The sequence below is a fragment of the Caldicellulosiruptor sp. F32 genome (genome assembly GCF_000404025.1).
GTDB lineage: Bacteria > Bacillota > Thermoanaerobacteria > Caldicellulosiruptorales > Caldicellulosiruptoraceae > Caldicellulosiruptor > Caldicellulosiruptor saccharolyticus.
The window spans coordinates 1-20641 of the sequence record NZ_APGP01000046.1; the positions used below are offsets into that span (position 1 = coordinate 1).

A 20641-nucleotide genomic window follows, 5' to 3' on the forward strand; every position below is an offset into this window, starting at 1 on the left:
GCATTTGTTGTAACAAATGTAGCTGCTGCTTCTGCAGCAGTTTCCTGGATGATTATAAGCTGGCTTTACAAAAAACCAAGTGCAATTGGAATTGCAACAGGTGCGATTGTTGGACTTGTTGCAATAACACCTGCATCAGGTTATGTAAATGCTCTTTCAGCAATTGTAATAGGTGCAGTTGCATCTGTAATCTCATTCTACTTTATAAGACTTCGCGAAAGATTAAAGCTTGATGAGACTTTGGATGTATGGGCATGCCATGGCATGGGTGGAACTTGGGGGGCGCTTGCGACAGGCATATTTGCAAGCAAGGCGGTAAACCCTGGCGGAAATGATGGTTTGATATTTGGAAACTTTCAGTTATTTGTGGTACAGATACTTTCTGTAGCTGTTGTGTGGGCTTTTTCATTTGTAATTACATTTATAATAGCGAAAATTCTTGACAAGACAGTTGGGCTTGCTGTGACATATGAAGAGGAGACAGTTGGTCTTGACATATCCCAGCATGGCGAAGAAGCTTATGGCGGAATTTAATTTTGGGGGTGTTTTGAAATGAAAAAGATTGAAGCTATTATCAGGGAAGAAAAACTCAATGACCTCAAGGAGTGCTTAGAAAAAGAAGGAATCTATGGCATGACAGTTATGAGAGTAAAAGGAAGAGGTATACAGCGTGGCATTACCCTGCAGTGGAGAGCTGGAAGCTATACCGTTGATCTTCTTCCGAAAGTTCTTGTGATGATTGTTGTAAGCGATGAGAAGTTTGAAAAGGTTATTGACATTATTCTGGAGTGCTGCTCAACTGGCAACCCAGGTGATGGTAAGATATTTGTCTCAGAGGTAAGTGAGGTTATCAGAATTAGCAGTAAAGAAAGAAATGTAAGGATTTAGAGGTTTTTAAAAACACCAAAAATCAAAAGGGCTACCTGCCTGATAAAAAATTTCTTGCAAAGGTAGCCCTTTAAATTTTTTGTATAATCTTTTTGTAAATCTCAAATTGCGTTTTTGCCATGTTCTCAGCAGAAAACTTTTCTTTTGCTTTTTGAGAAAGTCTTTTGCCAAAAGTTGTAATAAGTTCTTTGTTATTTAAAAGAGTTTCTATTTTTTTAGAAAGTTCTTTATAATCTCCTACCTCGAACAAAAAGCCATTTTCACCATCTTCAATCAAGTCAGGGACAGAACCTACTCTACTTGAAATACAGCATTTTTCGAGAGCTGTTGCCTCTAAGATTGAGTATGGGAATGTCTCTGAATATGAACTAATTACATTTATATCTATTGCATTGAAAAAATCATATGGATTTTTTATATTCCCAAGCAAAAAAACCTTGTTGTTTAATTTAAACTTATTTATCATATCTTCAAGAAACTCTTTTTGAGGTCCGCTACCGCCAATTAAGAATATTACATCAGGATTGTTTTTTACTACCAAGTGTGCAGCTTTGATAAAAACGTCCAATCCCTTTACTTTGTATAACCTACTTAAGTTTCCCACAATTGTTTTAGATTGATACAGGGATTTGTCGATGTATCTTGTCAAAAACGTATCTTTTTCTTCAAAACTTATCTCTTTGGCAAAGTCAAATCCGTTATATAAAAGAAAGATTCTTTCTTCATCTATTCCTAAACTTTTAATCTTGCTGATTAAGGCAGATCCAACAGAAATAAAATAGTCAAACCTTTTTAGTGAGACCTTGTTCAAGTACGAAAAAATAATCCTTTTATAAAACACGTCCTGAAAATCCAAGTCAAAGTCACTATGTATTGTTGTTATAAAAGGTATGTTTTTGACCTTCCTTTTGAGAAACATTCCGATAAAGTTTGCCCTCGCCCCATGGCAGTGAATTATATCATATCCTTCCTCTTCTATAAGATGATAAAGCTTGTCAACAACACTCAAATCAAATCGTGAACGCTGCGGTATAACATCTATGTCAATTGAGGCGTTTTTTACCTCATCATAAAACGGTCCATACATAAAGCAAATTATTTTTAGTTTAACCAGATATTTCAATTTTGAGCAGAGATTTATAATATGTGTTTTTGCGCCCCCAGTATCCCCACCACTTATTAAATGCAAGACCTTCATTTTCTAAAAACAAACCTCCTCATTTTTACCATACCCATCAATTAGATTATATCATAACTCTTTATTAATAGGTGAAAATATGATAAAAATATATCGTATGGATTTGAAGAAAAGGTGATTTGAATTGAAAATGGTTTATGTCTGTCAAGAATGTGGCTACAAGACTTCAAAGTGGCTTGGAAGATGTCCAAATTGCTCAAGTTGGGACACGTTTGTGGGAGAATACGTAGAGGATAAGAAAAAAGAGATTACAAAACCTCAACAGAGTAATTTGAGACCTTTAAAGCTCTCAGATGTCGCAACAGAAGAAGAGAGGTTTTTATGTGGAATTGATGAGCTTGACAGTGTCCTTGGTGGAGGTTTTGTCAAAGGTGAGCTGATTTTGCTTGGCGGTGAGCCAGGGATAGGGAAGTCAACTTTGCTTTTGCAGGTTGGAAGTATATTGAGCAAGAGGATGAAGGTATTGTATGTCTCAGGTGAAGAAGGGGCAAACCAGTTAAAACTACGAGCCCAGAGGCTAAAAATAGATGGTGATATTGATATTTTATGTGAGACAAACTTTGACCTTGTTGAAAAACTGATTTTGGAACTAAAACCAGAGTTTATCATAATAGATTCAATTCAAACAATGTATCTTCCGGATAATCAATCAGCTCCGGGAAGTGTTACACAGGTTAGAGATGTGACAATGAAACTTTTGAAACTGGCAAAAAGCTTAAAAATTACAATTGTAATTGTTGGACATGTTACAAAAGACGGACTTATTGCCGGGCCAAGGGTTTTAGAGCATATGGTTGACTGTGTTTTATATTTTGAAGGTGAGCGATTTAATACATTTAGAATTATAAGAGCTTACAAGAATCGATTTGGACCAACAAACCAGCTTGGGATATTTGAGATGACCGATAGCGGGCTTGTTGAGGTAAAAAATCCTTCAAGTCTTTTTTTAGAGAGTAGCTACAATGTAGAAGGAGTTGCTATTTACTCTGCAATCGAAGGGACGCGCGCTATTTTATTGGAGATTCAGGCACTGACCACCCCGACATCTTTTGGTACACCACGAAGAACTGTGACGGGGATTGATTATAACAGATGTGTAATGCTTTGCGCAGTGCTTGAAAAAAAGGTTGGTCTTCCTTTGAATGTTCAGGATATATATGTAAATGTTGCAGGTGGATTTAAGGTTACAGAGCCAGCGGCTGACCTTGCAATTGTGTGTGCGATTGCCTCAAGTTATAAGGGCATACCAATTGGAGATAATGTATTAATAGGTGAAGTGGGCTTAACCGGCGAGATTAGAGCAGTAAGTAACATTGAAAAAAGATTAAATGAGGCCAAAAAACTTGGGTTTGAAAAGGCAATAATTCCAAAAAGGAACTTCGAAAATCTGTCCTCAGATTTTGGGATGAAGATATATGCAATGTCAAATATAGAGGAAGTACTTGATTTTATATTTTAGAGAAGAGAGTGATTTTCAATATGATCTTAAAAGAATTAAAGGAAATGCTAATTAAAGAAGGGGCAAGTGACGTTGGTATTTCAAATATACATGAATACCTTCCAACTGAGCTAAAAATGTTTAAAACCTGCATAACTGTGGTTGTGAGGCTTTCTGACGCTATTGTAAATGAAATTGTGGATTCACCCACATTTACATATTACCACCATTACAAGGCAGTAAATAACCTCATTGACCTTTTGACATTAAAAGGAGTATTATTTTTGGAGTCAAAAGGCTATTTTGCAATAAGCGTTGCAGCATCCCAAAGCGTCCATGGCAAAGACAGTGGTTTTTCAGGGGTTTTATCTCACAAGATAGGAGCAGTTTTGTCTGGCATGGGGTTTATAGGGAAAAACAACCTTTTTGTTCACAATAGATTTGGTCCAAGGGTAAGACTTGGAACAATACTTACAACATATGAACCGGAGGAAAAGATTCAAAATCATATAATAGAGCCTCAATGTGGTCAGTGCAATCTCTGCGTTATAAGCTGCCCAGCGCAGGCACTACATGGGAGCACGTGGTATTTAGGAATTGACAGAAATGATATGATAGACCCCCATGCATGTAGCAGCTATATGAAAGAAAAGTTTAAGTATATAGGGCGGGGGCAGGTTTGTGGTATATGCATGAGGGTCTGCCCTTATGGAAGTGAGGTCAAAAGATAGGATTTTATCTTCTTAAAGTATATGTGTGGCAATTTGTTTTTTCTTTTGTGCCGTGAGCTGTAGAGCCACCACCATCCACTGAGACTTCAATTGATGGTGCTGTACATTTTTTGTTTTCCCAGTACATGCAATCAGATACATTACAGGTGATTCTATCTGGCATACTCAATACCTCCGTTTGATGTGATTTTTGAGTTTTCCATAAATTATTCTCTGCAAATAATTTGAGCTTTATTCAAAACTAATATTTTAATTTTGGGTGAGAAAAGCAAATGAAAAATATTGTTATATCAGGATATTATGGACAATTAAATACTGGTGATGAGGCAATCTTAAGGGTTTTGGTTGATAGGCTAAAAGAGTACGAAAGAGAGAGTAATAGCAGTTTAAATATAGTTGTATTATCCTCAAGACCAGAGCTGACAGCAAAGCTTTATAATGTAGAGTCTGTCAACAGAAAAAAGATTCATTCTGTTATAAAAGCAATAAAGAGATGTGATATTTTTATTTCTGGCGGGGGAAGTCTTTTTCAAAATGAGACGAGTAACAGAAGCCTTTATTATTACCTTTTTCAGATACTCGTTGCAAAGCTTTTTGGCAAAAAGGTTTTTATTTTTTCTCAGGGAATTGGACCCATTAAAAGATGGTATAATATACTTCTTTTCAAACATGTAATAAAACTTGCAGATTATATTACAGTAAGAGACTATGACTCATTTGATTTTTTGCATAAGCTAAAGATAAATAAAGAGGTTGAACTTTCAGCAGACCCTGCCTTTTTACTGAATCCGTGTTGTGATCAAAAAATTCAAAAACTTTTAGAAGAGTATGATATTGATTTTAGCAAAAAAACAGTGGGCATTGTGGTAAGGAAATGGAAAAAAGAAAAGAATATGACTGACAAAATTGCAGAGATTGCTGACATTCTTATAGAAAATGAAGGGTACAATGTTATATTTATCCCTTTTCAGGGCAAGTGGGACATAATCAAGATAAATGAGATTGTCTCAAAGATGAAAAATAGGCCGTATGTGCTAAGTGAAAAATTATCTGCTCATGAGCTTTTAGGGATTTTTAAGAAATTGGATTTAGTAGTTGGGATGAGGCTTCACGCTCTTGTGTTTGCAGCAAAGATGGGTGTTAAATTCATTGGTATTTCCTATGACCCAAAGATTGACAGTTTTTTAAAGATATATGGATTTAAACCTACAGGGTATGTAGACAGTTTTGATGTAAATAATGTGCTAATTAGCATTCAATATATGTTATCTGATGGGAAAGTGGCAAAGAAGATTGACGAAATTACAAAAAATATGACCCAGAAAGCTGAAAAGGCTTTTGAAATATTAAGAGAGGCTTTGAATAATATTAAGAAGAAAGATAGCATAAACATCTTAGGTGTGAGGATTGACTGTGTGAACTTTAAAAAGGCAAAAGAAAAGTGTCTTGAGTTTTTAAATTCCTCATCCCCCCGCATTGTATTTACTCCAAATGTAGAAATGATTATGCTTGCACAAAAGGATGAAAAGTTTAAAAAGATTCTAAACTCAAGCGATTTAAATGTTCCAGATGGAATTGGGGTTGTATGGGCATCAAAATATTTTGGTGAAAAACTGTATGAGAGGGTTACTGGCTTTGACCTGATGATGGAATTGATGCCAGAGCTTGAAAGACATCAAAAAAGGGTGTTTTTACTTGGTGCAAAGCCTTCAGTTGCTGAAAAGGCAAAAGAAAATCTTTTAAAGATTTTTAAAAACTTAAGTATCTGTGGTACACACCATGGTTATTTTTCACAAGAAGAAAACGAAAAGGTGATAGAGCTTATAAACTCTTCAAAAGCAGACGTAGTCTTTGTTGCAATGGGCATGAAAAAGCAAGAAGAGTGGATTTACAAAAATAAAAAGAAGCTAAATTGCAAACTAATCATGGGAGTTGGTGGAAGTTTGGATGTACTCTCAGGTGAGGTCAAAAGAGCGCCAAAGATTTTCCAAAAGCTTGGACTTGAGTGGTTTTATAGGCTTATTACCCAGCCTTGGAGATTTAAAAGAATGCTTGCATTGCCCAAGTTTATATTTGTTGTTTTGAAAACTAAACTATTTGGGGGAAGATAGATGCTAAAAAAGATTTTCAGAGTTATATACGAATATGCTGCTATAACATTTGGTTCACTTTTGGTTGCACTGTCTTTAAACCTCTTTCTTGTTCCAAACAAGATTGCAGCAGGTGGATTTTCTGGTATTGCAACCGTTGTGTATTATGTCTCTCGTTTTAAACTTCCTGTTGGTATGACAATGCTTGCTTTGAACATTCCTGCTTTTATTTGGGGCGTGAAGACAATTGGAGTAGATTTTGGAGTCAAGAGTGTGTACGGTACAATAGCCCTTTCAGTTTTGACAGACCTGACAGCTTTCTTGCCCTGTATTACATATGATAAGCTATTAGCTTCAGTTTTTGGTGGAGCACTAATGGGGCTGGGACTTGCTATTGTGCTTTTGTACGGGGCAACAACTGGTGGAACTGAGATGCTTGCAAGAATAATTCATAGGTTTATCTCCTTTATCTCAGTTGGACAGATTCTTTTAGGGCTTGATGTTGCTGTAATTGCAATGGCTTCAATAGTATTTAAAAACTATGAACTTGGACTTTGGGCAGTTTTGACCCTTTTTGCATGTTCAAAAGTAATGGATGCTATCTTAGAAGGTGTCAACTTTGCAAAAGCACTTATAATAATCTCTGACAAATCAGACATAATCGCAGAGAAGATTCTAAAAGAGCTTGACAGAGGTGTGACAGGTCTTCATGGCATTGGCATGTGGACAAAGACAGAAAAAAACGTACTGCTTTGTGTTGTGAAAAGACATGAGGTAAGCCGTGTAAAGAACCTCGTCAAGAGCATTGATCAGAAAGCTTTTGTCATTTTAACAGATGTTCGTGAGGTTTTAGGTGAAGGTTTTTCTGTTTGAGTTAAAAATGATTTAATGGTATAATATAAAGAAAAAAGAAGTAAACCATCAGTTAATTGGTAAATGAGAATCCAAATTTCGTAAGGGAGGTTCAAGGTACAAGATGGACAAGGCAAAGGAGCTTGAGCTCAAAAAGATAGCAACTGAAATAAGAAAGAGCATAATTATTCAAACAGCTGAAGCTGGTTCTGGTCACCCTGGCGGTTCACTTTCTGGCGTTGAAATTTTGACATATCTTTACTTTGTTGAAATGAACATTGACCCGAAAAATCCAAAAGACCCGAATAGAGACAGGTTTGTTCTTTCCAAAGGTCATGCATCCCCGCTTTTGTACGCAGTTTTGGCTGAAAAGGGTTTCATAAGCAAGGAGGAGCTAAAAGGTTTTAGGCAGATCTATTCAAATCTCCAAGGGCATCCTGATATGAAGAAAGTGCCCGGGGTGGAAATGTCAACAGGGTCATTAGGTCAAGGGCTTTCTGTTGCAAATGGTATGGCACTTGCTGGAAAACTGGATGGGAAAAACTACAGAGTTTATGTTCTGCTTGGTGATGGTGAGATTCAGGAGGGTCAGATTTGGGAAGCTGCAATGACAGCTGCACATTACAAACTTGACAATCTCACAGCATTTTTAGACCACAATGGGCTTCAGATAGATGGTAAAATCACAGAGGTCATGTCACCCGAGCCTGTTGATGAGAAATTCAGGGCATTTGGCTGGCATGTTATAAAAATTGATGGGCATGATTTTAACCAGATTGAAAAGGCTGTAAACGAAGCAAAGACAATAAAAGGGAAACCCACAATCATTATTGCTGAAACAGTAAAAGGCAAGGGTGTATCATTTATGGAAAATGAAGTAGGCTGGCATGGTACAGCTCCTAATAAAGAGCAAGCTCAAAAAGCTTTAGAGGAATTACAAAAGCAGTATGAAGCTTTGGAGGTGCAAGGATAAGATGGCAAAAATAGCAACAAGGGAAGCATATGGTCAAGCACTGGCTGAGTTTGGTGAAGTGTACAAAGACATTGTTGTACTTGATGCAGACCTTTCAAAATCCACAAGGACAGAGATTTTCAAAAAGAAGTTTCCTGATAGATTTTTCAATATAGGAATAGCAGAGCAAGACCTTATGGCAACAGCAGCGGGACTTGCAACATGTGGCAAGATTCCTTTTGCAAGCACATTTGCTGTCTTTGCAGCAGGAAGAGCGTATGACCAGGTGAGAAACTCCATTGGCTATCCGCATCTTAATGTTAAGATTGGAGCATCACATGCTGGTGTGTCAATTGGCGAGGACGGTGCATCTCACCAAATGCTTGAAGATATAGCATTGATGAGAGTAATTCCTGGTATGGTAGTGCTCTCTCCTTCTGATGCAGTATCCACGTATGAATGTGTAAGGCTTGCAATCGAACATGAAGGCCCTGTTTATATTAGACTTGGCAGGCTTGGTGTTGAAGAGATTTACAAAAAAGGAGAGTTGAATCTTTCTCTTGGTAAAGGTATTGTTCTGCAAAAAGGCACTGACGTTGGAATTTTGGCAACAGGGCTGATGGTCCATGAAGCTATAAAAGCTGCAAAGATGCTCCAGGATGAGGGAATTTCGGTATATCTTGTTGATATGCCATGCATAAAGCCAATTGATATTGATTTGATTTTAGATGTTGCAAAAATGACTGGCTGTATTGTCACAGCAGAAGAGCACAATATCTTGGGTGGTTTTGGAAGTGCTGTGTCTGAGGTTTTAATTCAAAATTATCCTATACCTGTTAAGATGGTTGGAGTAAATGATGAGTTTGGAAGGTCAGGAAAGCCTGAGGATGTTTTGAAATACTACAAGCTTACAGCAGAGGAGATTGTAAATAAAGCAAAAGAGGTTATGAAGATGAAAAGATAAAATATTATTCAATAGGTGAAAAGCTGCCGCAAATTTTGGTCTGCGGCAGCTTTTTATTTTGTTGAGCTTGTGGTAAAATTTATTAGAGATAAATACATTGCATTTGTTGAAAACATACAAAAAAGTGGGGAAATTGCAATGGATGAGAGGTTGAGACTCAAAGAAAAGGTTCAGCATGGCAGTGCGGTGTTTCCTATAAATGTATATGAAAAAATATTTGTTCACGAAAACAATACTCTTCTACCTCACTGGCATGATGAATTTGAGATAGTCTATCTTGAAAAGGGAACGGCAAGTTTTAGAGTTGATGGCAAAGAATATTTTTTAGGACCAAAACAGTTTTTATTTGTCAACTGTGGGTCAATTCATGGTGGAAAAGCAGAGGATAATCCCGAACCTTATGCAATTGTATTTAATTTGAGCATGCTATTTTCCGAAGGTCCGGATATATGCAAAAGTAAGTATTTGCAGTCTGTTTCAGAAAGAAAACTACTTGTTCAAAATAGTTTTGAGGATGAACATACAAGAGAACTAATTTCGAACATAATCACAGTGTGGAAAGAAAAGCCAAAAGGTTATGAGCTTTTGGTTAAAGGCTATTTATTTGTTATATTTTATTATCTTTTTAATAAAAGATATATGACAGCAAATTCTACTGACAGAGAGCTTGATTTAAAACTTGAAAAAATAAAGTCCGCGCTTGATTTCATCAATTCCAACTATTCATCTGATATAGATATTGACCTACTCGCAAAGCTTGCAAACCTGAGCAAATTCTATTTTTGTCGTCTTTTTAAGGAGATTACTCATCTTACACCAGTTGATTACATAAATAAGTTCAGAGTTGAAAAAGCGATAGAGCTTATTAAAAACACAAACATGAGTATTTCTGAAATTGCATTTGAAGTAGGATTTAATAATGTGAGCTATTTTATAAAAGTATTTAAAGAGTATGTGGGTGTTACTCCATTCAGATACAAAAAAAATATCTTGTGTTAATATAATTTTCATTTCACTTTTCCTACCAATAGTTGCATTTCTTTTATAAAAGCAATCATTTTTATTGGATTAGTTTTTTGAGTATCGAAGTTCAAATTTTTTATATTGATTAGAGCAAAGTATTTATACTTTTTTGCAAAAAAGTATGAGAAGTAAAAAAAGGGGTTTTGTATAATAAAACTTGATTGTTTTGGACCTCTTTTATAAATAAATAATCGTTTCAAACCAAGTAAGGGAGGAAATTTACAAAATGAAATTTACAGAGGGCCTTTGGCGTGTAAAAGATGGAGTTAAGTTGTATCATCCAGCCCATGTATATGACTACGAAATTTCGAAAGATTCAGTCATAGTTTTTGCCCCAGCTCACTTCATTACAAACAGAGGACAAACTCTGCAGGGTCCTGTTTTCACTATACGCTTTTCGTCACCTTTTAAAGATGTTATAAGAGTACAAATTTGGCACTACAAGGGTCAAAAAAGCAAAAAGCCTTATTTTGAATTTTATAAAGAAGAAGGATATTGTCCTTGCATAGAAGATTTTTCAGATAATATTGTAATAACAAGTGGAAAGCTCAGAGCTGTTATTAATAAAAAAGATGAATGGAAAGTAGAATATTACTATGAAGATAAATATCTCACAAAAAACGGTTATAAATATTTTGGTTATGCAATCATGGCTGATAATAATACTTACATGAGAGAACAGCTTTCTTTGAGTGTTGGCGAATGTGTTTATGGGCTGGGTGAGAGGTTTACCCCTTTTGTTAAAAACGGACAAGTGGTTGATATGTGGAACGAAGATGGTGGTACAATCTCTGAGCTTGCTTACAAAAACATTCCTTTTTACATCACAAACCGTGGTTATGGTGTTTTTGTGAATGATCCAGGGCGTGTATCATTTGAAGTTGCCACTGAGAATGTGGAAAGAGTCCAGTTTTCTGTGGAAGGTGAATATTTAGAGTATTTCATAATTGGTGGCAGCAGCATGAAAAATGTTTTGGAAAATTACACAAAGCTGACAGGAAGACCGCAGCTTCCTCCTGCATGGTCTTTTGGACTTTGGCTTACAACCTCATTTACTACAAACTATGATGAAAAAACAGTTACAAGCTTTATAGATGGAATGATTCAAAAAGATATTCCACTTCATGTATTTCATTTTGACTGTTTCTGGATGAAGGATATGCACTGGGTTGACTTTGAGTGGGATAAAAGGGTTTTTCCAGAGCCTTCGCAGATGCTAAAGCGTCTAAAAGAAAAGGGAGTTAAAATTTGTGTTTGGATAAATCCTTACGTGTCTCAACTTTCAAAACTTTTTGATGAGGGAAAAGAAAAAGGATATTTTTTGAAAAAACCAAATGGTGATGTATGGCAGACAGATGATTGGCAACCCGGCATGGCAATTGTTGATTTTACAAACCCCGAGGCGTGCAGGTGGTATTCAGAAAAGCTCAAAAAGCTAATTAAAATGGGAGTTGACTGTTTTAAGACAGATTTTGGTGAAAGAATTCCAACAGATGTTGTTTATTTTGATGGCTCAGATCCTCAAAAGATGCACAATTACTACACCTACCTTTACAACAAGACAGTATATGAAACGCTTCAAGAAACGTTTGGCAAGGGAAATGCAGTTGTGTTTGCAAGGTCAGCGACAGCAGGAAGCCAGAAATTTCCTGTACACTGGGGCGGAGACTGTTTAGCTTCATATGAGTCTATGGCAGAGACACTCAGGGGTGGTCTTTCACTTTCACTTTGTGGTTTTGGATTTTGGAGTCATGACATAGGCGGGTTTGAGAGCACAGCAACACCAGATCTTTACAAGAGATGGGTAGCATTTGGGCTACTTTCTTCACACAGCAGACTTCATGGGAATTCTGCATATAAAGTTCCTTGGCTTTATGACGAGGAAGCAGTAGATGTTTTGAGGTTTTTCACAAAGCTAAAATGTAGACTTATGCCTTATATCTTTGCAAAGGCTGTAGAGGCAGCAGAAAAAGGAATTCCTGTCTTGCGACCTATGGTGTTAGAGTTTCCAGATGACCCAGCATGCGAGTACCTTGATAGACAGTATATGTTAGGAAGTAACCTCTTAGTTGCTCCAATCTTCTCACCAGATGGCGAGGTTCAGTATTATGTTCCAGAAGGCGTGTGGACAAACATATTGACAGGTGAAAAGATTGTTGGTGGCAGGTGGAGAAAGGAAAAACATGATTATTTTAGCTTGCCGCTTTTGGCAAGGCCAAATTCTATAATTCCAATAGGAAGTTGTGACACAAAGCCTGATTATGACTATGCTCAAAATGTAACATTGAATGTATATGAATTGGAGGATGGGAAGACTGCTTCTGTGACTGTGAAGAATACAAATGGCGAGACAGAACTTGAGTTAGAAGTAAAAAGAGACAATGACAAAATTTCAATAAATGTATTAAGAGATACTCAAAAGCCTTGGAGACTTCTTTTCCATGGACTTAACTTAAAATCTCAATTTAATGCTTTAGTTAGTAAAAAAGAAGATGGATGTGAAGTAGTTTTAGAATCAGCAGACAAAAAAGCACTGTTGAGTGTTGAAAAAACAGAGTTATAATTAGAATTAAAGAAATCTAATGGGTGAGAAAAATGAAACTTTTTTTTACAAATTTAAAAATAAAGAAAAAATTCATATTAGCTTTTGTGATTTCTGCTTTAATTCCCCAAACTATTTTGGGGATTATTCTTTTTTTAAACCTCAGAGCAATTGCTTTGGAAAATGCTATCAAAGACACAAGGAAAAATGTTGAGGATGTAAAAATCAAACTTATGGATATTGTACAGAATGCTGTTGATATTTCTAATAAATTATATCTTGATAAAAAACTTCTGAATATACTTTCAACAGAGTACAAAGATGTATCCAAAATATACGATGATTATATTTCATATACAGAGCTTTCCAATCTCATGTCTATTTACAACAAAAATATTCATGCAATAAAAATTTATGCCTTTAATCCCACTTTACTTGATACAGGTGAAATTGTAAAGGTTGACGATTATACGAAAAATCAGGAATGGTTTAAAGAAGCCATAGAGGGCGATGGGAAGATTTTATGGGAGCTTGTGTTTGACAATAATCCATTTCGACCACAGTATTATTTTAGCTTGATAAGGCTTATAAAAAACTCTTATGGTGAAAGAATAGGTGTAATGGTAATTTACATAAAGAAAGAAAAGCTTGAGGAAGTATTGTCATTGCACTTAAACACATTAGTTATTACCAACAAAGGAATAATTGTTGCTGCAAAAGACAAAGATCTTGTTGGTAAGAAACTGAATTTTAATTTTTCCTCTCAGGATGGCAAACTTATTGAAAACGTCAATATTGATGGTCAAAGAACAATGGCAATTTTAGGTACAATTAGTGCAAGTGAAAGCGGAAGTAGCTTTCTCAAAGTCATTTCCTTTTTCTCGAAGAAAGAGATATTTAAAAGGGTCAACAAAATAACTTTTATAACGTTTGTGCTTATACTTGTTAATTCTTTAGTATCACTTCTTCTTATGCTCTTATTCTCTAAACTGATAACTGACAGAATTGCAATCTTGAACAAAAAAGTGAATGAAATTTCGCATGGCAATTTAGATGCACAGATAAATATTTTAGGCAACGATGAGATTGGACAGCTCACAGAGAATATAAAAACAATGGCTAAAAATATCAAAAACCTGATTGACCAGGTGTATTTGGCAGAGGTACAAAAACAACAAATAATTGCTAAACAAAGAGAAATCCAGTTTGAGATGCTTTGTAGTCAAATAAATCCTCATTTTTTATTCAATACTCTTGAAGCTATCAGGATGAAGGCTTTTTGCACCGGTCAGTATGAAATAGCTCAAGTTGTTTATTTGCTGAGTAATTTGCTCAGGAAAAGTATAGAGATGACAATAGATTTGATAACTTTGGAAAAAGAAGTTGAGATTGTTAAAGAATTTTTAGAAATTCAAAAGTTCCGATTTGGAGATAAAATAGATTACAAAATTGAAGTTCAAGATGACCTTCTTTCATCAAAAGTACTTCCGTTTATTATCCAGCCACTTGTGGAAAATTCAATTAGGCATGGTATTGAACCAATGATAGGAAAAGGAACCATTGAAATTAAGGTATTTGAAAAAGATGGAACAATAAAGATAATTGTTACAGACAATGGTGCTGGAATGCCTAAGGAAAAGTTTGAGGAGGTCTTACAGTCGTTAGATAGCAAAGACAAAAGCCATGTGGGACTGAAAAATGTTTATCATAGACTAAAACTATTTTATGGGGAAGAGGCAAAGATTTTTATAAATAGTGAACTTGGCAAAGGCACAAGTATTGAAATTCAAATTCCAAAGAGGTGAAGAGGTTTTGCTAAAAGCAATTTTGATTGACGATGAGCCTATAATATTAGAGGGTCTTCAAAAAATTATTGATTGGAAAGCATTGGGATTTGAGATTATTGCCACCGCTCAAGATGGAATAGAAGGATTAGAAAAGATAAAGAAATTTAAACCTGAAGTTGCTTTAGTTGATATCAGAATACCTGGAATAGATGGGCTTCTGCTTATAAAAAAGTTAAAAGAGGAAGGTGTGAATACCAAAGTTATAATCCTTTCAGGGTATTCTGAGTTTGAGTATGCAAAAGAAGCAATTGAGCTTGGTGTTGAAAGTTATTTGCTAAAGCCTGTTGACCCGCATATGCTTGAGCAGAAGTTAGAGAAAGTGAAACAAAAGATCAGTCAAGAAATTGAACTGCAAAAAGTAGTGCGGACCACTCAAGAAATCGGTTTGGAAAAAGTAATAGAAAAACTTTTGCTGGGGGCATTTGATGAGCATGAAATAAATTATATCAGTAGTTTTTATGGGCTCTTGCTTCCATGGAATAAATATCAGGTTGCTATAGTAACGTTTTGTAGCAAGAATAATCAAAAGGTTATAGAAGAAAAGATATTTCAATTAAAAAGAGAGGTAGATTTGTTTTTAAAAAGAAATTGTTGTGGATATTCAACAATTATTAATCATAATATATGTATTCTCTTCAAAGATTTTTGGTATCCCTTCAATAGCAAAAGTATTAACATATTAAAGGAAAACCTAATAAAAATAGTTGGCAACCAAGTGGTAATTTCAATTGGTAGTGAAGTAGATGATTACACTCTTATCAAAGAGTCGTTTAAAGAAGCAATAGAATTGCTTGAAAAGCGATTTCTATTAGGATATAAAGGAATTGTTTACATAGGTGAGTATGTGGAAAATATTGAAGGTAAAAAAATCAACTTTGATAATAAAGAGTGTACTGAAAAATTAGCAATGGCTATTGCACTAAATGGGTTTGAGAGCATTAATCGGATAGTTGAAGAAAAGAGTGAACAACTTTTATACAGTAGAATGTCTGAAGAGGATATAAAGATAAATTTCTCAAACTTTTATATTGAGACTTTATATAAATTGTCGCAAAATGAGCTTTATAAACCTCTTGTTGAAAAATATCTTAGCCAAGAGATTTTAAAGAGTTTTTACATTCAGCCTACCTTAACAGAATTAAAAGGTTTGATAAAATTCTACTTTGTATCTCTTGCAGATGAGATTAATAAATTAAGTCCTGATAGCCTAAAACAGAAGATTGCAGACTTTATAGAGAGAAACTATTTTGCAGATATAAAATTAGATACAATTGCCAATGCTTTTGGATACAATAGCTCTTATTTTAGTAAGCTCTTTAAAAAGATATTTGGAGAGAACTTCACAGTGTATTTAGATAGAATACGGGTAGAGAAGGCTAAAGTCTTTTTAAAAGAAGGATGTAAGGTATCTGAGACATGCAAAAAAGTTGGTTTTGAAGATGTTGATTATTTTTGTTCAAAATTCAAAAAATATGTAGGACTTTCACCAAAGGAGTATAAAGAGAAATTAAAAAATTGATAAATATATCAGAAAAGAAGCTACAAAAAATGGCTTCTTTTTTTGTTTTTTAAATGTCTAAACTGTAGGGTATAAGATGTCAAAAAAATAGGGTATTGTAATTTTATTTTTCTCTTTAAAATTGTTTATGTCTGAACAATAGGCAACAAGGTGAAATATATTTTTGGAGGCTTTAAAATGAATAGAGCAAAACTTTCCAAAAAACTGTGGCGGCAAAGATATCTAATTTTAATGATTTTTCCTTTTATCATATGGCTTATTATTTTTAGGTATGTTCCACTATGGGGTTGGATAATGGCCTTTCAAGATTATAAGCCTGGTAAACCTATTTGGAATCAAGAATGGGTTGGATTTAAGTGGTTTGTTGAGATGTTTCAGGACCCTGACTTTTACAAAGCTATGAGAAATACATTAATAATGAGTTTTATGGGTTTGATCTTTGGCTTTCCACTACCGATAATCTTAGCTTTGCTTTTAAATGAAATAAAAAATATAGCATTTAAAAGAACGGTCCAGACAATTTCATATCTTCCACACTTTGTTTCATGGGTTGTTGTGGCAAGCTTAGTAAGCGAAATTCTATCACCAAGCGGTGTGATAAATCAAATTTTACAAAAGCTTCATCTCACAAATTACCCAATTATGTTTATGGCAGAGCCACGTTACTTCTGGTGGATAGTTACATTTTCTGATATTTGGAAAGAACTTGGATGGAACACAATTATATTCTTGGCAGCAATCACATCAATAAATCCTGAACTGTATGAAGCTGCAACAGTTGATGGTGCGGGAAGATTCAGAAAGATGATAAGCATAACCCTTCCAGGAATAATGCCCACAGTTATAGTTCTTTTAATTTTAAGTATTGGAAACATAATAAACATAGGTTTTGAAAAACAATTTCTTTTAAGAACAGCGGCAACAAGAGATGTTGCTGATGTCATCGACCTTTACATACTTACATATGGTATTGGAACAGGCAGATACTCTTTTGGAACAGCTGCAGGTGTTTTCAAATCAGTTGTAAGTTTGGTACTACTTGTTTTTGCTAACTGGTTTTCTAAAAAGACAACTGGCTATCGCATGATGTAAAAAAAACTTGACTCAAGGGGGCATTTTAAAGTGAAAAAGAAAACAGCAGGAGATTTGGTCTTTGAAGTATTTAATTACCTACTAATGATAATTTTGGCAGTGGTCACTCTCTATCCTTTTTTACACGTTTTAGCTGTATCACTTAATGACCCTTATGATACAGTAAAGGGTGGAATTACTATATTTCCACGAAAGTTTACGTTGATAAATTATATAGAAACATTAAACTATCCCCAAATTCCGTGGGCAGTATTGATAACTGTGCTGAGAACAGTTATTGGAACTTTTGTTGGTGTTTTGTCAACTGCTATGGTTGCTTATGTTATAAACAGGAAGGATTTTATTGCACGAAAACCAGTTGCAATAATGTTTATTATTACTATGTATGTTGGTGGAGGCTTGATTCCTGATTACATGCTAATAAGAGGACTTGGACTTATGAATAACTTTTTGGTGTATATACTTCCCGGTCTTATAAGTCCTTTTAACGTTATTGTTATAAAATCATATATGGAAGGGATTCCACCGGATTTGGAAGAATCGGCAATGATAGATGGTGCAAATGATTTTTTGATATTTTGGAAAATAATTTTACCGCTTTGCGCTCCTGTTATTGCAACAATTAGTTTGTTTATTGCAGTTGGACATTGGAACTCTTGGTTTGATACATATCTGTATTGCTCAAGTGAACCAAAGCTTACCACCTTACAATATGAACTTCAAAAGATTTTGTCTAACGCAACCGCATCTTCTCAAGTAGATTATTATAGTAATCTTGATCCTAACAGGACCATGAAAGTCACACCACATTCATTGAGAATGGCAATGACAATAATTGTAACACTTCCCATATTGCTTGTGTATCCATTTATTCAGAGATATTTTATACATGGTATGACAATTGGTGCAGTAAAAAGCTAAATGTCAAAAAAGTTGTTAGAATTTTGGTTTTAAGCTGGTTACTCCAGCTTAAAATAAACTAAAAACATAAAAAAGGGGAGGTTTTGAAAAACTATGAGAATCTCAAAAAGATTTTTTGCAGTTATTTCGGTAGTTGTTATAATTAGCTTTGTCTTAGGTATTTGTTTAGTTGGTAATGCTGGGAGTTCAAAACTTGTAAAGCCTCTCAAGCCAACACCCGAAGCAAAAAAACCAATTACACTCACTATGTACAGTGCTGAAACAAACCCAAATGATGATGGATTTAAGTCACCAGTTGCACAGAAGATAAAAGAACTTACAGGTGTTACATTAAAGATTGAGTATGCAATAGCTCAGGGTGCTGGTCAACAGAAACTTCAACTCATGGCTGCAAGTGGTGATTATCCAGACCTGGTATATGCAAAAGGAGACTTGCAACTTCTTAAGAAGGCCGGTGGTATTGTACAGTTAGACAGTTTAATTGAAAAGTACGGTCCTAATATCAAAAAAGCATATGGCAAAAACCTTAAAAGACTCAGATGGAGTCCACAGGATCCACATATTTACTGTTTGGGAATTACAACAGACAATGACGCAACTTTGGATGTTAATGGCGGTTTTATGATTCAGCACAGAGTAGTAATTGAACAAAAGTACCCAAGAATAAGAACAATCAAAGACTTTGAAAATACAATAGTCAAGTACTGGAAGAAACATCCTACTACAGATGGACTTCCAACAATTCCGCTCACACTTTCTGCTGATGACTGGCGAACTGTTATTTCGGTTACAAATCCAGCTTTTCAGGCAACAGGTGCACCAGATGATGGAGAGTTTTATGTTGATCCAAAAACTTTGAAAGTAATAAGACATTATAAACGTCCAATTGAAAAAGAATATTTCAAATGGTTAAATCACTTATGGAACGCAGGAATCCTTGATAGAGAGACATTTGTCCAGAAAGACGACCAGTATAAAGCAAAAATTGCTTCTGGAAGAGTTCTTGCTTTAATTGACGCGGGTTGGGCGGTAGGTGAACCAATTACTGCTCTCAAGAAGGCAGGTAAGTACGAATACACATATGGTTATTATCCTGTTACAGTTAATGAAAAAATAAAACAATGTCCACCTGATGTAAAAGTTGGATATACAGGTGGTTGGGGTGTTGCTATAACAGTAAAGTGCAAAGATAAGGTAAGAGCAATTAAATTCCTTGACTGGATGTGCACAGAAGATGCTAATATCTTAAGACAGTGGGGTATTGAAGGTGTTCATCACACATATGTAAAGGGTAAGAGAGTATTTACACCAAAATATGACCAGATGAGGAAAACTGATCCTACATTTGCAAAGAAGACTGGTATAGGCCCTTACATTTATCCATTCCCAAGATTGCCTAATACGTATATTGATTCGACAGGCAATCCAATTGCGCCTGACACAAGAAAAGAAGATATAAGAAAGAACTATAGTGATGTTGAGAAAAAGGTGCTATCAGCATATAAGGCAGAAATTTGGAAAGATTTGTTCCCAAAAGCTAATGAGTATCCTGAAAAGACATGGGGTTATCTGTGGATGATATCAATTGATGATCCAGAGATCAAGACTATTAACGATAAAATTTGGAATTATACATTATCAACAATTCCAAAAGTTGTTATGGCAAAAGAAAAGGATTTTGACAAAGTATGGAACGATTTTCTGGCTGGGTTTGAGAAACTCGGCAATAGAAAGGTTGAAGAATATTATACAAAGAGAATCAAGCAAAATATAGAGTTGTGGACAAAATAATCAAGTTGATATTATTTTAAAAATTGTGGATTGTAAAGGGGGCTGTCTGGAATGAGGCAGCCCTTTTATTTTGTCATAATTTGTAGTATAAAATAATTAATATACTCTTCTTATAGAAATTGAGGGATTTGAAAATGTTAGAAGATATACTAAAAATTATCTTTGCGATCTTAGCAGGTGGGCTTATTGGTATTGAGAGAGAAAATGTTCACAGACCGGCAGGTTTTAGAACTCATATTTTAGTCTGTGTGGGTTCTGCTCTTGTTATGATGACATCACAGTATATTTTTAATGTATACTACAAAGGCCACGCAGACATAGATGTTGCAAGACTTGGTGCTCAAGTTATCTCGGGTATTGGTTTTTTGGGTGCAGGAACAATTATAAAAGATGGTGCGACTGTAAAGGGTTTGACAACTGCTGCAACTTTGTGGGCTGTTGCATGTATTGGTCTTGCAATTGGAATCGGGTATTACAAAGGAGCTTTTTTGGCAACTGCAGCAGTGTATCTTACTTTGATTCTATTAAAAAAGTTTGAAGTAAGATTTGTTTCAAAAGGAATTTTGAGGACAATTATTGTTGAGGGTCACAATCTAAGAAGTTCTATTCAAAAGATAGATTCAATTTTGACTTCACACTCAGTAACTATAAAGGATATTAAATTTATGCATGAAGAGTCTGAAAAAGTGTTTTATAAAGCTTTAGTTCTACCAGATAGCAATATAAACCAGCTTATTACGGATTTATATTTGGTTGAAGGTGTGAGCCGCGTAACTTTTGAATAAAAAATACT

Annotated in this window: 18 protein-coding genes; 16 read left to right on the top strand and 2 right to left on the bottom strand. The window is 35.1% G+C overall.

The window, feature by feature from the left end; translation table 11 throughout:
• Positions 1-534 (top strand): ammonia channel protein (locus H964_RS04505; protein WP_039765071.1); only part of this gene is annotated, 534 nt, incomplete at its 5' end.
• Between the two features lie 18 nt (positions 535-552).
• Entirely contained in the window at positions 553-888 is a 336-nt protein-coding gene (locus H964_RS04510; protein WP_011916882.1) for a P-II family nitrogen regulator, read from the top strand.
• Positions 889-958: 70 nt separating this feature from the next.
• On the opposite strand, the gene H964_RS04515 is transcribed toward H964_RS04510, so the two are convergent.
• A complete protein-coding gene (locus H964_RS04515; protein ID WP_039765074.1) occupies positions 959-2086 on the bottom strand; it encodes a glycosyltransferase in 1128 nt (375 codons plus the stop codon).
• Positions 2087-2216: 130 nt separating this feature from the next.
• On the opposite strand from H964_RS04515, the gene radA reads away from it, so the two are divergent.
• Both radA and H964_RS04525 read left to right on the top strand, forming a co-directional pair.
• Positions 2217-3545, top strand: a complete 1329-nt coding sequence (gene radA, locus H964_RS04520) for a DNA repair protein RadA (RefSeq protein ID WP_039765076.1) — start codon at positions 2217-2219, stop codon at positions 3543-3545.
• 20 nt (positions 3546-3565) lie between these two features.
• A complete protein-coding gene (locus H964_RS04525; protein ID WP_039765079.1) occupies positions 3566-4255 on the top strand; it encodes a 4Fe-4S double cluster binding domain-containing protein in 690 nt (229 codons plus the stop codon).
• Positions 4256-4259: 4 nt separating this feature from the next.
• Here the strand turns inward: H964_RS04525 and H964_RS12095 are convergent, their stop codons facing one another.
• On the bottom strand, positions 4260-4418 hold the full coding sequence (locus tag H964_RS12095) for a DUF1540 domain-containing protein (RefSeq protein ID WP_083931449.1): 159 nt from the start codon (positions 4416-4418) through the stop codon (positions 4260-4262).
• A gap of 109 nt (positions 4419-4527) precedes the next feature.
• Between H964_RS12095 and csaB the strand changes: the two genes are divergently transcribed.
• The 12 genes from csaB to H964_RS04585 all read left to right on the top strand — a co-directional run bounded on the left by csaB (position 4528) and on the right by H964_RS04585 (position 20633).
• Positions 4528-6366: a polysaccharide pyruvyl transferase CsaB gene (csaB, locus tag H964_RS04530; RefSeq protein ID WP_039765081.1), complete on the top strand. Its 1839-nt coding sequence runs from the start codon at positions 4528-4530 to the stop codon at positions 6364-6366.
• Positions 6367-7218 carry a YitT family protein gene (locus H964_RS04535; RefSeq protein ID WP_039765084.1) on the top strand — a complete coding sequence of 284 codons (852 nt, stop codon included), beginning with the start codon at positions 6367-6369 and terminating at the stop codon, positions 7216-7218. It abuts the gene before it with no gap.
• Between the two features lie 103 nt (positions 7219-7321).
• Positions 7322-8170: a transketolase gene (locus H964_RS04540; RefSeq protein ID WP_039765086.1), complete on the top strand. Its 849-nt coding sequence runs from the start codon at positions 7322-7324 to the stop codon at positions 8168-8170.
• 1 nt (position 8171) lies between these two features.
• Positions 8172-9113: a transketolase family protein gene (locus H964_RS04545; RefSeq protein ID WP_039765088.1), complete on the top strand. Its 942-nt coding sequence runs from the start codon at positions 8172-8174 to the stop codon at positions 9111-9113.
• Between the two features lie 138 nt (positions 9114-9251).
• Complete coding sequence (locus tag H964_RS04550; protein WP_039765143.1) at positions 9252-10112, top strand: AraC family transcriptional regulator; 861 nt, start codon at positions 9252-9254, stop codon at positions 10110-10112.
• A gap of 250 nt (positions 10113-10362) precedes the next feature.
• On the top strand, positions 10363-12699 hold the full coding sequence (gene yicI, locus H964_RS04555) for an alpha-xylosidase (protein ID WP_039765090.1): 2337 nt from the start codon (positions 10363-10365) through the stop codon (positions 12697-12699).
• 32 nt (positions 12700-12731) lie between these two features.
• The gene (locus H964_RS04560) at positions 12732-14483 is read left to right on the top strand and encodes a sensor histidine kinase (RefSeq protein WP_039765092.1); all 1752 of its coding nucleotides are present in this window, start codon (positions 12732-12734) and stop codon (positions 14481-14483) included.
• Between the two features lie 7 nt (positions 14484-14490).
• Positions 14491-16044, top strand: a complete 1554-nt coding sequence (locus H964_RS04565) for a response regulator transcription factor (protein ID WP_039765145.1) — start codon at positions 14491-14493, stop codon at positions 16042-16044.
• Positions 16045-16221: 177 nt separating this feature from the next.
• A complete protein-coding gene (locus H964_RS04570; protein WP_039765094.1) occupies positions 16222-17136 on the top strand; it encodes an ABC transporter permease in 915 nt (304 codons plus the stop codon).
• 30 nt (positions 17137-17166) lie between these two features.
• On the top strand, positions 17167-18057 hold the full coding sequence (locus H964_RS04575; protein ID WP_039765096.1) for a carbohydrate ABC transporter permease: 891 nt from the start codon (positions 17167-17169) through the stop codon (positions 18055-18057).
• Positions 18058-18150: 93 nt separating this feature from the next.
• The gene (locus tag H964_RS04580) at positions 18151-19848 is read left to right on the top strand and encodes an ABC transporter substrate-binding protein (protein WP_039765099.1); all 1698 of its coding nucleotides are present in this window, start codon (positions 18151-18153) and stop codon (positions 19846-19848) included.
• A 134-nt stretch (positions 19849-19982) separates the two neighbouring features.
• A complete protein-coding gene (locus tag H964_RS04585) occupies positions 19983-20633 on the top strand; it encodes an MgtC/SapB family protein (RefSeq protein ID WP_039765101.1) in 651 nt (216 codons plus the stop codon).
• Positions 20634-20641: the final 8 nt, after the last annotated feature.